Source organism: Streptomyces sp. NBC_01446 (genome assembly GCF_026340095.1).
Lineage (GTDB): Bacteria > Actinomycetota > Actinomycetes > Streptomycetales > Streptomycetaceae > Streptomyces > Streptomyces aureus.
This window is the reverse complement of the sequence record NZ_JAPEPO010000001.1, coordinates 1451602-1466020: the sequence shown is the minus strand read 5'-3', so window position 1 is coordinate 1466020 and position 14419 is coordinate 1451602. Positions and strand designations below refer to the sequence as shown.

General features: G+C 71.7%; 10 protein-coding genes and 1 pseudogene. 1 reads left to right on the top strand and 10 read right to left on the bottom strand.

Annotated elements, in window-relative coordinates; all coding sequences use genetic code 11:
- Positions 1 to 29 precede the first annotated feature (29 nt).
- A complete protein-coding gene (locus OG456_RS06525) occupies positions 30 to 1856 on the bottom strand; it encodes a long-chain fatty acid--CoA ligase (RefSeq protein WP_266558116.1) in 1827 nt (608 codons plus the stop codon).
- A gap of 343 nt (positions 1857 to 2199) precedes the next feature.
- Positions 2200 to 3069, bottom strand: coding sequence for a LysR substrate-binding domain-containing protein (locus OG456_RS06520; protein WP_266558114.1), 870 nt, complete (start codon positions 3067 to 3069; stop codon positions 2200 to 2202).
- Positions 3070 to 3201: 132 nt separating this feature from the next.
- On the opposite strand from OG456_RS06520, the gene OG456_RS06515 reads away from it, so the two are divergent.
- Entirely contained in the window at positions 3202 to 4242 is a 1041-nt protein-coding gene (locus OG456_RS06515) for a bile acid:sodium symporter family protein (protein ID WP_266558112.1), read from the top strand.
- On the opposite strand, the gene OG456_RS06510 is transcribed toward OG456_RS06515, so the two are convergent.
- The 8 genes and pseudogenes from OG456_RS06510 to OG456_RS06475 form a co-directional block, all read right to left on the bottom strand.
- Entirely contained in the window at positions 4178 to 5428 is a 1251-nt protein-coding gene (locus tag OG456_RS06510; RefSeq protein ID WP_266558110.1) for a DUF4185 domain-containing protein, read from the bottom strand. The two genes, OG456_RS06515 and OG456_RS06510, sit on opposite strands and share 65 nt — an antisense overlap.
- Before the next feature lie 10 nt (positions 5429 to 5438).
- Positions 5439 to 7340 carry an exo-alpha-sialidase gene (locus OG456_RS06505; protein ID WP_266558108.1) on the bottom strand — a complete coding sequence of 634 codons (1902 nt, stop codon included), beginning with the start codon at positions 7338 to 7340 and terminating at the stop codon, positions 5439 to 5441.
- Positions 7341 to 7474: 134 nt separating this feature from the next.
- A pseudogene (locus OG456_RS06500) lies at positions 7475 to 7660 on the bottom strand (zinc-binding dehydrogenase); the annotation flags it as partial.
- A gap of 196 nt (positions 7661 to 7856) precedes the next feature.
- Positions 7857 to 8705, bottom strand: a complete 849-nt coding sequence (gene fdhD / locus OG456_RS06495; protein ID WP_266558106.1) for a formate dehydrogenase accessory sulfurtransferase FdhD — start codon at positions 8703 to 8705, stop codon at positions 7857 to 7859.
- A gap of 7 nt (positions 8706 to 8712) precedes the next feature.
- Complete coding sequence (locus OG456_RS06490) at positions 8713 to 9573, bottom strand: 2Fe-2S iron-sulfur cluster-binding protein (protein WP_266558104.1); 861 nt, start codon at positions 9571 to 9573, stop codon at positions 8713 to 8715.
- A complete protein-coding gene (locus OG456_RS06485) occupies positions 9570 to 11474 on the bottom strand; it encodes an NAD(P)H-dependent oxidoreductase subunit E (protein WP_266558102.1) in 1905 nt (634 codons plus the stop codon). The genes OG456_RS06490 and OG456_RS06485 overlap by 4 nt, the downstream gene beginning before the upstream one ends.
- A gap of 8 nt (positions 11475 to 11482) precedes the next feature.
- Positions 11483 to 13432, bottom strand: a complete 1950-nt coding sequence (locus OG456_RS06480) for a molybdopterin oxidoreductase family protein (protein WP_266558100.1) — start codon at positions 13430 to 13432, stop codon at positions 11483 to 11485.
- Positions 13429 to 14406, bottom strand: coding sequence for a 2-dehydropantoate 2-reductase (locus OG456_RS06475; RefSeq protein ID WP_266558098.1), 978 nt, complete (start codon positions 14404 to 14406; stop codon positions 13429 to 13431). The genes OG456_RS06480 and OG456_RS06475 overlap by 4 nt, the downstream gene beginning before the upstream one ends.
- Positions 14407 to 14419 lie beyond the last annotated feature (13 nt).

Below are 14419 nucleotides of genomic sequence, written 5' to 3'. Positions count from 1 at the left end.
GTTACCGTCGGGAACGTACCGGCGCGCGATCAGCCCCGGTACAGCGCCTCGACCTCCTCCGAGTACGCCGTCTCGATCGCCTTCCGCTTCAGCTTCAGGGACGGCGTGAGCAGCCCGTGCTCCTCGGTGAACTGGTAGGCCAGTATCCGGAACGTACGGATCGACTCGGCCTGCGAGACCAGGGTGTTGGCCGCCACGACGGCTCTGCGCACCTCGGTCTCCAGGTCCGGGTCGTGGACCAGCTCGGCGGGCTTCAGCGGCGGCTTGCCCCGCATGTTCAGCCAGTGCTCGACGGCCTCGGCCTCCAGCGTGACGAGCGCGGCGATGTACGGGCGGTCGTTGCCGACGACGATGCACTGGGCGACCAGCGGATGGTCGCGCACCCGCTCCTCCAGCTGCTGCGGCGAGACGCTCTTGCCGCCGGAGGTCACGAGGATCTCCTTCTTGCGGCCGGTGATCGTCAGGTAGCCGTCGTCGTCCAGCGCGCCGAGGTCGCCGGTGGCCAGCCAGCCGTCGTGCAGGGTGGCGTCGGTGGACTTCGGGTCGTTGAGGTACCCCTGGAACACGTTGCCGCCGTACAGCCAGATCTCGCCGTCGTCGGCGATGTGGACCGTCGTGCCGGGGATGGCCTGGCCGACCGTGCCGTAGCGGGTCTGCTCCGGCGGGTTCGCGGTCGCCGCGGCCGTCGACTCGGTGAGGCCGTAGCCCTCGTAGATCGTGACGCCGGCGCCCGCGAAGAACAGGCCGAGGCGGCGGTCCATGCCCGAGCCGCCCGACATGGCGTGCCGCACGCGGCCGCCCATCGCCTCGCGGACCTTGGAGTAGACGAGCTTGTCGAAGATCGAGTGCTGCATGCGCAGCGACGCGGACGGTCCGGGGCCGGTGCCGAACGCCTTGGCCTCCTGTGCGTCCGCGTACTTGACGGCGCACTCGACGGCCTTGTCGAACGGCCCCGACTTGCCGTCCTTCTCGGCCTTGCGGCGGGCCGCGTTGAAGACCTTCTCGAAGATGTACGGCACGGCGAGGATGAACGTCGGGCGGAACGACTGCAGGTCGGGAAGCAGGGCCGCCGCATTGAGCTGCGGCTGGTGGCCGAGCTTCACGCCGCCGCGAATCGTGGCGATCTGCACCATGCGCCCGAAGACGTGGGCGAGCGGCAGGAACAGCAGGGTCGAGGCCTCGTCGCCGCGCTTGGAGTGGAACACCGGCTCCCAGCGGGTGATCATCGTGTCCGCCTCGAACATGAAGTTCGCGTGGCTGATGACGCAGCCCTTGGGGCGGCCCGTGGTGCCCGAGGTGTAGATGATCGTGGCGATCGCGTCGGGGGTGACGGCGCGCCGGTGGCGGTGCACCACCTCGTCGTCGATGTGCGCGCCGGACTCGATGAGATGGGGCACGGGATCGGCGTCCAGCTGCCACATCCGGTTGAGCGTGGGCAGGCGGCCGATGACGGTGGCGATCGTCATCGCGTGGTCCTCGTGCTCCACCATCGCGGCCGACACCTGAGCGTCGTGCAGGGTCCAGAAGACCTGCTCGGCGGAGGCCGTGGGGTAGATCGGCACGACCTGGGCGCCGATCGTCCACAGCGCGAAGTCGAAGAGGGTCCACTCGTAGCGGGTCCTCGACATGATCGCGACGCGGTCGCCGAAGCGGACGCCCTGCGCGAGCAGCCCCTTGGCCAGCCCGAGCACTTCGTCACGGAATTCGGCGGCCGTCACGTCGTGCCAGCGACCCGCATCGTCCTTGCGGCCGAGCGCGACGCGCAGCGGATCCTCGAGGGCGTGGTCGAACACAGCGTCGGCCAGGCCGCCCACCGGCGGCGCCGACGCCAGAGGAGGATTGGTGAACTCGCGCATGTTGCTCCTTGTGGCGCTCCGCACAGCGCCGGTGACGGTACCCCACCGCGCGCCCCGGCGGGAGGGGTCCAAATGGGCGGGAGCGCGCGGAATATGCACTGGTCAGCCGGTGAAATACGGCCACAAGGGGAAGGGCGGGACAGAATTCCTACGGTTCAGTAAGTTTCGGTGGCGTAATCTCCACGGAATCTGTACGGGGTGGTTACCGGGGGTCCGCTGCGGGCTTTTTGGGCGGACTGGTCGCTTCCGATTTCTCCACGGACGGTTCACGACCATCCCTGGCGGCGGCCGACGCGGTCGCTCCCGGCGGACGGCGGGCCCGTCCTGTGGCGGACGGAAGACCCTAACGGCTGCGGTGCAGCCGGTCGCCCCCGTCGAGGATCGCCTGGGCCAGCGCCTGCGCCGCGTCCCTCTGGGCGCCGGCGTGCCGCGGCCCGTGCAGCAGGACGAAGTCCACCTCGCCCAGCTCCGGCAGCCCCGCCCGCTCGGGCACCCGGACCAGGCCGGGCGGGATCAGGCCGCGCGAGTGCGCCATCACGCCGAGGCCCGCCCGGGCCGCCGCGATCAGGCCGTTGAGGCTGCCGCTGGTGCAGGCCACGCGCCAGGCGCGGCCGTGCCGCTCCAGGGCTTCCAGGGCCAGGGCCCGCGAGATGCCCGGCGGCGGGTACACGATGAGCGGCACCGGACGGTCCGGGTCGAGGCGCAGCCGCTCCGCGCCGATCCACACCAGCCGGTCGTGCCACACGGACTCGCCGCGCGGGTCCTCCGGGCGCCGCTTGGCGAGGACCAGGTCGAGCTTGCCCGCGTCGAGCTGCTCGTGCAGCGTCCCGGACAGCTCGACCGTCAGCTCCAGGTCCACCTCCGGGTGGTCGTGCCGGAACGCCTCCAGGATCTCGGTGAGCCGGGTCAGGACGAAGTCCTCCGACGCCCCGAAGCGCAGCCGCCCGCGCAGCCGCGTGCCCGTGAAGAACGCCGACGCCTGCTCGTGCACCTCCAGGATCCGGCGCGCGAAGCCGAGCATCGCCTCGCCGTCCTCCGTGAGCTCCACGGTGTGCGTGTCCCGCGTGAACAGGGTCCGCCCCGTGGCGTCCTCCAGGCGGCGCACATGCTGGCTGACCGTGGACTGGCGCAGGCCGAGGCGGCGGGCGGCCTGCGTGAAGCTCAGCGTCTGGGCCACCGCGAGGAACGTACGCAGCTGCGAGGGGTCGTACATGCCCCCGACCCTACCCGCGCCCATCGCGAAACATGATGACAGTCAGTGCGGTATGCAGGATTCCCGATCGCGGTGATCAGGAGGACGATGGAGAGGGCACGACCTGAACCGACAGCAAGGAACATGGAACCCGTGAAACGCCTGACTTGGCCGTCCTGGATGCCGGTCGACCCCTACATCCTGGCGCTCATAGGGACGGTGGGCCTCGCGGCGCTCCTGCCCGCGCGTGGCGGTGCGGCCGATGTCGCGTCCGGCGCCTCGACCACCGCCGTCGCGTTCCTCTTCTTCCTCTACGGGGCGCGCCTGTCGACCCGCGAGGCGCTCGACGGGCTCAGGCACTGGCGGCTCCATGTGACCGTCCTCGCCGCCACGTTCGTCGTCTTCCCGCTCCTCGGCCTCGCGGCCCGCGGCCTCGTCCCCGTGATGCTCACGCCGTCCCTCTACGACGGGCTGCTCTTCCTCACCCTCGTCCCCTCGACGATCCAGTCGTCGATCGCGTTCACCTCGATGGCCCGCGGCAACGTGCCCGCGGCGATCTGCGCGGGGTCCTTCTCCTCGCTCGCCGGCATCGTCATCACGCCGCTGCTCGCGGCGGGGCTGCTCGGCAACAGCGGCGGCGGGTTCTCCGCGGACTCCCTCGTCAAGATCGTGCTGCAGCTGCTCGTGCCGTTCCTCGCCGGGCAGTTCCTGCGCCGCTGGGTCGGCTCCTTCATCACGCGGCACAAGAAGGTCCTGAGCTACGTGGACCGCGGCTCGATCCTGCTCGTCGTCTACACCGCGTTCAGCGAGGGCATGGTCCAGGGCATCTGGCACCAGGTCAGCGCGGTGCGCCTGGGCGGGCTCCTCGTCGTCGAGGCGGTGCTGCTCGCCGTGATGCTGTCGGTCACCTGGTACGGCGGCAAGGCGCTCGGCTTCGGGCGCGAGGACAGCATCGCGATCCAGTTCGCCGGGTCGAAGAAGTCCCTGGCGGCCGGACTGCCCATGGCGAGCGTCCTGTTCGGGGCGCACGCGTCCCTCGCTGTGCTGCCGCTGATGCTGTTCCACCAGATGCAGCTGATGGTGTGCGCCGTGATCGCCAAGCGGCGGGCGCGCGACCCCCTGGAGCAGGTCAGCGAGGGGGAGCGAGCCGCAGAACCACGAACCGCGGCCGGTACAGCGACACGTTCCCGCTGACCCGCGCCTGCGCGATGGCGGGCGCCGCGTCCAGCCAGTTGACGTCGTAGCTGAGCAGCAGACGTCCGTCACCACCGCCGAGCGCGGGGTGCGCCTGCGGGTTGTACGCGGCCGTGTCCTGCGGGAGCGGCCCGTCCCGCGGCAGCGGCGCCTCGAAGCCCTTCGCGGGGCCGTGCCAGGGCCCGGTCGGCGTACATGCCCAGTAGGAGGAGACGCGGGTCAGGCCCGCGGTCCCGGCGGCCATCGTGAACAGGACGTAGGTACCGCCGTCGCGCACGACGGTGAACGCGCTACCGACCCCGCGCCGTTCACCGTCGCCGAGGACCGGCCGTGGCCGTGGAGCTCGCGTCCACTCCGAGCCGTCCCAGTAGCGCCACGCCCCCGGCTCGGCGAGCCGGCCGTGCGGCACCCGCGCGACATAGGCGCGGCGCGTGGCCCCCTGCCCGTCGTCACCGCCGAACACGTACGTCCATCCGCCCCGGTCGAGCGCCGTCGTGCCGAACAGGACACGCCGCGCCGGGTCCGGCACACCCCGCTGGTCGAGGACCGTGACGACGCTCTCGACGCGCAGGCCGGGCAGCGACAGCGTGGCGACCTCGGTGGCGGCGGGCATGCCGTAGATCCAGGGACCCGTCCCCGTCGTTCGGGTCCACAGCAGGACGCGGACGACCTGCTCGGCGGCGCCGGGGGAGCGGGGCTCGACGCGGGCCGCGACGGGCCAGCGCCACTGCTGCGGCGCCGGGTCGGGGAACAGGGGCGCGGGGAGCGTGCGTTCCAGGGTGCCCGAACGGCCCATCACCACGGCCGAGTTGCGCACGAACGGCGCCGAGATGTCCCGCCAGGCGTGGGGCCGGCCCGCCGGGTTGGGCGGTGCGTGCACCTGCCCGAGATAGGTGTCGGAGAACAGCCACAGGATTCGCCCGTCCGGGAGGCGCACCGAGTGCGTGCCGTCGCCGCCCGTCCAGTCGTCGCCCCGCGACGCGTCGTCGCCGTAGCGGGCGAACGCGCCCGTGAGGCCGGGGTCGGCGGACCACGAGGCGACGGTGCGTGCCGCGCACGGGCGACCGCCCTCCCGGTCGTCGTCCGGGAGGGCGGTCAGCAGGGCGGCGGCGCACACCAGGGCCAGCAGCAGGCCGAGACCCGCCCCCGTGCTCCTGCGGCGCACCGCCTCCGTGTCCGCGGGCACCTTTCGGACGCTAGTGGCCGCCGCGCACGCGGTCCATGGGCAGCCACAGGACGGTGTCCGGGGTCACAGTGGTGATCGGGGTGCTGAGCTCCTCGTCGCTCAACGCCCGGTCCTGGACGCGGACTTCGTCGATCGCGCCGGTGAAGTGTGCCCGGCTGTCCATCCGTTCGCCCACGTGCACGCCGAACGGGGAGTTACGGCTGACGGAGCCCGGCACGTCGGGCGTACCGACCGACGTCCCGTCGACGGTGAGTGTCAACTGTCCTCCGCCGCGCCGCAGTACGGCGTGGTGCCACTGGCCGTCGTTGTACGCGGCGGTGGTGCGCACCGAGGCCGTTCGCGGGGCCGCGGCTCCGTCCCGCGTGGTGATCAGGCCCGTGATGCGGTTGCTCGCGGGCTCGGCGCGCAGCCACACCTGCGGCTGCGTGGTGCCGATGCCGCCCATCCACAGCAGGGGCTGCTCACCGGTCGTGGCGGAGTAGCGGAACCACAGCGACGCGGTGAAGTCCTTCGTGCCGAGTGGCAGCCGGTCGCTGTACGGGAGCCGTACGGCGTCGTCCGTGCCGTCGAAGGAGAGCGCCCCACCGAAGCGGCCGGCGGTCGGGGAGGCGCCGCCGAGCACGGCCGCGTCCCGCGCGTGGCGGGCCCGGTCCTGCGTCGTCGGGTCGGCGCCGCGGCGCGGCGCCAGCCAGTCCTCGGTGAAGCGCGCGAAGCGGATCTCGTCGCGGGCGTCGACCGCGCCGCCCTCGTACATGAGGCCCACCTGGTCGCGGGTCGCCTGCACGAGGTCCGAGTAGCCGGACCAGTCGGTCGTCACCACGGTCGAGCGGTCGAAGCTGTCCCAGGTCCGCCCGCCGTCGTACGAGGAACGGATGGTCATGGTCCGGCGCCGGTCGGGGTCGCCGGGGCAGGCCAGCAGGAGCCGGTTGCCGGTGCGCAGGACCGAACCCTGCACCTGCGGGGTGTAGAGGTCGGGGATCGTCGTGAAGCGCCGTGTGAACGAGTCGCCGCCGTCCCGGCTCCATGTGTGCGTGCGGTGACCGAGGTCGGTGCCGTCCTGCTCGCGCCCCGACACGTACAGGGTGCCGCTGGGCAGTTCGGCCAGCGTCATCTCGGACGGCTTCTGCCGGAAGGTGCCGTCGTCCGCGATCGGCCAGGAGTCCTTCGCGCCGACCCGCCAGTGGCTGCCGCCGTCGTCGCTGACCATGAGCGCGGCGTGGTTGGCGGTGACGCGACTGCCGTTCCAGGTCTCGGCGTTGACGGTGAAGACGAGCCGGCCGCGGTGGCGCCCCTGGGTGAGCTGGACGCCGTGCACGGGCCCGGTCGCGTACCAGGAGTTCCAGTCCTTCGGCAGGATCTCGTCGCTCAGGTCCCGCGGCGCCGACCAGGTGCGGCCGTCGTCGTCGCTGTACTGGAGGTGCGGGGTGCGGTCGCACGGCACGTCGCAGTTCTTCCCGTCCGTGCGGCCGGTGTTGTACGTCTCCGCGAGCAGGATGCGGCCCGTCCTGAGGTCGACCACGGGGGCGGGGTTGCCGTGGGTGTCACCGGCGCCCTCGTTGACGACCCGGAGCGGGCTCCAGGTGCGGCCGCCGTCCTCGGACCGCTTGACGACGATGTCTATGTCGCCGGCGTCGGAACAGTCGTTCGTCCGCCCTTCGGCGAAGGCGAGCAGCGTCCCCTGCTTCGTCTTCACGACGGCGGGAATGCGATAGCAGGCGTACCCGGGATCCTGGGAAGCCTTGAAGAGGACCTGCTGCTCGAACGGCGGCTGCGCCGCGGCCGCTCGGGCCGCACGCGCCGCGCCGGCCGGTTCGGCGGCGTGCGCGGGCAGTGCGGCTCCCGCGGCGACGGCGAGCAGCGCGACGACGGATGTGCCCAGGGATCTCAGACGTACGCGGAGACTTGACGGCATGGTGCGGCCACCCTTCAACGGCTCATGTCAAGGCTGATGTCACGGCTCATGCGTCTGGACATCCAGACATCCCACGTCCAATGTCCGGTCACAGACGCTACTTGGGACGCTCGGCACGCCACAAGCACCGTGCATCAGGGGATCAGGACGACCTTGCCGAGATTGGCGCGCCCCTCGATGACCTCGTGAGCCCGCGCCGCGTCCTCCAGGGCGAACTCCGCGTGCACCACGGGCCGCAGAGCCCCCTCGAAGAACAGCCGCCACAGCTCTTTGCGCCACCGTTCGTACGTCTCGGGCTTCCCCCGCGCGATGAGCGCCAGGGACGCCAACGCCGCGCTCCTGGCGCCGCTTTCGGCCGAGGAGCGCGCCGCGTTCATGGACATGCTGGGGCGGATATCCGGCGAGCCGGGCACGTAGGAAACGGGGATGCCGGGGCGTCGGCGCGTGGGGCCCGGCCGGCGCAGGGGGCGCTCCCCGCCGGATCCGGGCCCCGTCGCCGTGCCGCGGGGAATCCGGTCAGCCCTGGGCGGCCACGGCCCGCAGGGCGATGCGGTGTTCTCCCGCGTACACGTTCATGTTGGGCCCGCGCAGGAAGCCGACCAGCGTGAGGCCGGTCTCGGCGGCCAGGTCGACCGCGAGCGACGACGGCGCGGACACGGCCGCGAGGACCGGGATGCCCGCCATCACCGCCTTCTGCGCGAGCTCGAAGGAGGCGCGGCCCGAGACGAGCAGGATCGCGCGGGACAGCGGAAGGCCGCCGCTCTGGAGGGCGCGCCCGACGAGCTTGTCCACCGCGTTGTGCCGGCCCACGTCCTCACGGATGTCGAGCAGTTCCCCGGCCTCCGAGAACAGCGCCGCGGCGTGCAGACCCCCGGTCCGGTCGAAGACCCGCTGGGCCTCGCGCAGCCGGTCGGGGAGGCTCGCCAGGAGCGAGGGCTCGATCCGGACCGGGGGAGTGTCGTCGATCGCGAACCGGGTCTGCGTACGCACCGCGTCCAGGCTCGCCTTCCCGCACAGGCCGCACGACGACGTCGTGTACACGTTGCGTTCGAGCGTGATGTCGGGCAGCACCACACCGGGAGCGGTCCGCACATCGACGACGTTGTAGGTGTTCGTCCCGTCCTGGGTAGCCCCCGCGCAGTACACGATGCTCTGCAGTTCCTCCGTCGCGCCGAGGACGCCCTCGCTGACCAGGAACCCCGCCGCGAGCGCGAAGTCGTCGCCCGGGGTGCGCATCGTGATGGCGAGGGGCTTGCCGTTGAGCCGGATCTCCAGCGGCTCCTCGGCGACGAGCGTGTCGGGCCTGCTGGAGACCTGCCCGTCCCGGATGCGGAGCACCTTGCGTCGTTCCGTGACTCGTCCCATGTGTCGATCAGTCCCGGTTCTGTACGTGCTGATAGCCGAAGCGGCCCTTGATGCAGAGGTTGCCGTGGGTCACCGGGTTGTCGTGCGGCGAGGTGACCTTGACGATCTCATTGTCCTGCACATGGAGAGTGAGGTTGCAGCCCACTCCGCAGTACGCGCACACCGTCGTCGTCTCCGTCTGCTCCGCCTCGTTCCAGGTGCCCGCCGCCCGCATGTCGAACTCCGACTTGAAGGACAGTGCGCCCGTCGGGCACACCTCGACGCAGTTGCCGCAGTACACACACGCCGAGTCCGTCAGCGGAGCGTCGTGCTCCACGGCGATCCTGGCGTCGAAGCCACGCCCCACGACCGAGATGGCGAACGTGTTCTGCCACTGGTCACCGCACGCGTCGACGCACTTGTAGCAGAGGATGCACTTGTCGTAGTCCCGGACGTACAGGTCGTTGTCGACGCGCGGCTCCTCGTCCACACGCGCCGCGTTCGGTCCGAACCGGTCGGGCTTCGCCTCGTACTCCTTGATCCACTCGGCGGCGCGCGGCGTCGTGGACAGGTTCACGGACGAGGCGAGCAGTTCGAGGACGACCTTGCGGCTGTGCCGGGCCCGCTCCGTGTCCGTGCGCACCTCCATTCCCGCCTCGGCCTTGCGCGAGCACGCCGGGGCGAGGGTGCGGGCGCCCTCGACCTCCACGACGCAGACCCGGCACGCGTTCTTCGGCGCGAGGGTGTCGCCCTGGCACAGCGTCGGGATGTCCTTGCCCGCGGCCCGGCAGGCGTCCAGGATCGTCGACCCCTCGGGCACTCGCGCCTCCCGCCCGTCCAGCGTGAACTCGACGAGACGGCGCGGCACTCCCAGCGGTATGGCGGTCATTCGTACGCCCCCAGGCGGTCGATGGCGGATTCCACGGCGTTCCACGCGGTCTGCCCCAGACCGCAGATCGAGGCGTCCCGCATGGCCCGCCCCACCTCCCTGAGCAGCGCGATGTCACCGGCGGCCGCCGCGCCCGTCCGCTCGGCGATCCGGTGCAGCGCCTCCTCCTGCCGCACCGTGCCCACCCGGCACGGCACGCACTGCCCGCACGACTCGTCCCGGAAGAACTCGGCGATGCGCAACAGGATGCGCGGCAGCGGCACGGTGTCGTCGATGGCGAGGACGACGCCCGAGCCGAGCGTCGTGCCGGCCGCGCGCGTCCCCTCGAACGTGAGCGGGATGTCCATCTCGTCGGCGCGCACGAAGCCGCCCGCGGCGCCGCCGAGCAGCACGGCCCGCAGGTTCCCGGGCTTCCCCGCGAGGCCGAGCAGTTCGCCGAGCGTCGCGCCGAACGGCAGCTCGTAGATACCGGGCCGCTCGACGCTCTCGGACACGCAGAACAGCTTCGGCCCGGTCGACTTCTCCGTCCCGATCGCCGCGTACGCCTCGGCGCCCATGGTCAGGATCGGCAGCACGTTCACGAGTGTCTCGACGTTGTTCTCGGCCGTCGGCTTCCCGAACAGGCCCTTCTCCACCGGGAAGGGAGGCTTGGAGCGGGGCTCGCCGCGGTAGCCCTCGATGGAGTTGAAGAGCGCGGTCTCCTCGCCGCAGATGTACGCGCCCGCGCCCCGCCGGATCTCGATGTCGAAGGCGTAGCCCTGACCGAGCACGTCGTCACCGAGAAGTCCGCGGGCGCGTGCCTGCTCGATCGCGTTGTCCAACAGCCGTAGCGCGCGCGGGTATTCACCGCGCAGATACAGGTACCCCTTGTGGGCGCCGACCGCGTAGCCGGCGATCGTCATCGCCTCGATGAGGGAGTACGGGTCCCCTTCCATCAGGACCCGGTCCTTGAAGGTGCCGGGCTCGGACTCGTCGGCGTTGCACACCAGATAGTGCGGATGGTCGGGCTGCGAGGCGGTGGCCTTCCACTTCACCCCCGTGGGGAAGGCCGCCCCGCCGCGCCCGACGAGGCCCGCGTCGGTCACCTCCCGGATCACCCCGGCGGGCCCGAGCTCGAACGCCCGGCGCAGGGCGGTGTATCCGCCGTGGGACCGGTAGTCGTCGAGCGAGGCGGGGTCCACGACGCCGATGCGGCGCAGCAGGGTGAGGCCGGGCTGCCCGGCCTGGGGGACGGCGAGGGAGGCGGGCGGTTCGGGCTCGGCGGCCTCGGGGGCGGAGGCGGCGAGGACGGCGGCCTCGGGGGTGGCGGGGGCCACGACGGCGGTCGAATGCGATTTTTCGGCCCCTCCGGCGTTCGAGGGGCGGGGGTCCGGGGGCGGGCCTCCGGGGCCCGCCGCAGGCGAACCCGCCCGCACCACCAGCGCGGCCGGAGCCCGCTCGCACAGCCCCAGACACGGACTCCGCTCGACCGAAACCCCACTGCCGAGCCCCAGTCGCCCCTCCACCCCCGCGCAGAGCTCCGCCGCTCCCTTCGCCGCGCACGCCACGTCCGTGCACACGTGCAGTACGGTCGCCGGGCGCGGTTTCACCGAGAACATCGAGTAGAACGTCGCCACCCCGTACGCCTCCGCCGGCGGCACCGTCAGCCGCCGGCACAGATAGTCGAGGGCGCCCTCGCTGATCCAGCCGACCCGGTCGTTGACCGCGTGCAGCCCCGGCAACAGCAGGTCCCGCCGCTCCCGCGCCGCACGGCCGCCGCGCGCCCAGCGCAGATCCGCGTCCGAACGGACCGTCGAGTCACCGAAGGCCGTCTCCCACGCCGACCCGGGCGGCCCGAGCAGCGCGTCCACCGCCTCGCGTTCCTCGTCGGTGGGCTTGCTGTCGCCGAAGTGAAGATCCATTCCGTGCCTCAGCTCCTCACGGCCGCGACGGGCAGCTTCTCGATACGGATCGCCGACGCCTTGAACTCCGCCGTCCCCGCGATCGGGCAGTTCGCCTCGATCGTCAGCTGGTTGGTGTCCACCTCGTCGGGAAAGTGCATGGTCATGAAGGCGAGACCGGGCCGCAGCGCCGGGTCGACCCACACGGGCGCCACCACGACACCGCGCCGCGACGACACCCGCACCTCCTCGCCCACCACGACGCCGTACCGCTCCGCGTCCTCCGGGCACAGTTCGACGTACTCGCCGCGCCGCAGCGGAGAGGCGTAACCCCCGCTCTGGACACCGGTGTTGTACGAGTCGAGGCGCCGGCCGGTCGTCAGGCGGATCGGGAACGACTCGTCCGTCAGGTCCACCGGCGGGTCGTGCGCGACGAGCCCGAAGGGCGCCGCGGGACCGCGCAGCGCCGGGTCCGACTCCCACAGCCTCCCGTGCAGGAAGCTCGACGGCAGGACCTCCAGGTCGGGGCACGGCCACTGGAGGCCCTGGTGCTCCGTCAGGCGGTCGTAGGTCATGCCGAAGTGGTCCGGCGACAGCGAGCGCAGCTCGTTCCACACGGCCTCGGAGTCGGCGAACTTCCAGTCGTGGCCGAGCCGCACGGCGACCTCGCAGATGATGTCGATGTCCTCGCGTGCCTCGCCGGGCGGGGTGAGCGCGGCACGCACGCGCTGGACCCGCCGTTCGCTGTTCGTCGTCGTGCCGTCCGTCTCCGCCCACGCGGCGGTCGCGGGCAGCACGACGTCGGCCATCTCGGCCATCTCGGCCGTCTTCGTCAGGAAGATGTCCTGCACGACCAGGTGGTCGAGGGCCGCGAGACGGCGTATCGCCTGCTCGCTGTCGGCCTCGGACTGGGCGGGGTTCTCGCCGATGCAGTACACGGCGTGCAGCTCGCCGTGCTCCATCGCCTCGAACATGTCGGTGAGCGTCATCCCGTACCGCGGCGGGATCTCCGTGCCCCACGCCCGCTCGAACTTGACGCGGTGCGCGGCGTCGAGGATGTCCTGGAAGCCGGGCAGGCGGTTGGGAATGGCGCCCATGTCGCCGCCGCCCTGGACGTTGTTCTGTCCGCGCAGGGGCTGGACGCCGGAGGCGTAGCGGCCGACGTGCCCGGTGAGCAGCGACAGATTGATCAACGCCCGTACGTTGTCCGTGCCGTTGTGGTGCTCCGTGATGCCGAGGGTCCAGCACAGCTGGGCGCGCTCGGCGGTGGCGTAGGCGTGCGCGAGGTCGCGGATGGCGGCGGCGGGGACGCCCGTGACCTTCTCGGCGAGGGAGAGGGTCCACGGCTCGACCAGCTCGGCGTACTCGTCGAAGCCGGTCGTGGCCCGCTCGATGAACGCCTTGTTGTGCAGGCCCGCGTGGATGATCTCGCGCCCGACGGCGTGGGCGAGCGGGATGTCCGTGCCGACGTTCAAGCCGAGCCAGCTCTCCGCCCACTCGGCGGTCGACGTGCGGCGCGGATCGACGGCGTACATCCGTGCCCCGTTCCTGATCCCCCTCAGGACGTGCTGGAAGAAGATCGGGTGCGCGAAGCGGGCGTTGGAGCCCCACATCACGACGAGGTCGGTGTGCTCGACCTCCTCGTAGGAGGAGGTGCCGCCGCCCGAGCCGAACGCCGCGGACAGGCCCGCGACGCTCGGGGCGTGGCAGGTGCGGTTGCACGAGTCGACGTTGTTGGTGCCCATCACGACGCGCGTGAACTTCTGCGCCACGTAGTTCATCTCGTTCGTGGCGCGCGCGCAGGACAGCATCGCGAACGCGTCCGGGCCGTGCGCCTCCTTGGTGCGCCGGAACCCGTCCGCCGCCCTGGCGAGCGCCTCGTCCCAGGTGGCACGGCGGAACGGCTCGTCGCGTGAGTCCCGGACGAGGGGGTGGGTGAGGCGGGTGTATGTCTTCGGGGTGCGGTCCCGCTTCTTCATGCCGCGCTCCTCATGCGGTCGGCGAGCAGATCCGAGATGGCGTGGACGGTGCGGAGCGTCGGGACCGGGACGCCGGTGATCTCCGCGAGTTCCACGACGGCCGCGAGCAGCACGTCGAGTTCGAGCGGTTTGCCGCGCTCCAGGTCCTGGAGTGTCGAGGTGCGGTGGTCGCCGACGCGCTCGGCCCCGGCCAGGCGCCGTTCGACGGAGATGTCCGGCCGGCAGCCCAGTGCCCCGGCGACGGCGAGCGTCTCGGTCATCATGATCTCGATGACCCGGCGCGTGCCGCCGTGCAGACACATCTGCCGCATGGTCGCCCGGGACAGCGCACTGATCGGGTTGAACGAGATGTTGCCGAGCAGCTTGATCCAGATGTCACCGCGAAGCTCGGGCTCGACCGGGCACTTCAGGCCCCCGGCGTGCATCGCCTGACTGAACGCGAGGCACCGGTCCGACACCGAGCGGTCGGGCTCCCCGATGGAGAATCTGGTTCCTTCGAGGTGGCGTACGACACCCGGGCCTTCGAGCTCCGTCGCCGCGTAGACGACACAGCCGATGGCCCGCTCGGGCGCGAGCACCGCACTGACCGCGCCGCCTGGGTCCACACTCTCGATGCGCTGCCCGTCGTGCGGGCCGCCGTGCCGGTGGAAGTACCACCAGGGGATGCCGTTCTGGGCCGCGATCACGGCCGTCGAGCTGTGCAGCAGCGGCTCGATGAGCGGCCCGCACGCCGCGTACGAGTTTGCCTTGAGGCCGAGGAAGACATAGTCGACCGGGCCGATCCCCGAGGGGTCGTCGGTCGCGTGGACCTGGGCGGTGAAGTCACCGCGGGGGCTGCGTACTTGGACGCCGTGCTGCCTCATGGCCGCGAGGTGCGGTCCACGGGCTACGAGATGCACGTCGGCGCCGGCGCGGTGCAGCGCGGCTCCGACGTAGGCGCCGATCGCACCGGCGCCGAGGACTGCGACTTTCACGATGGCGAGCTCC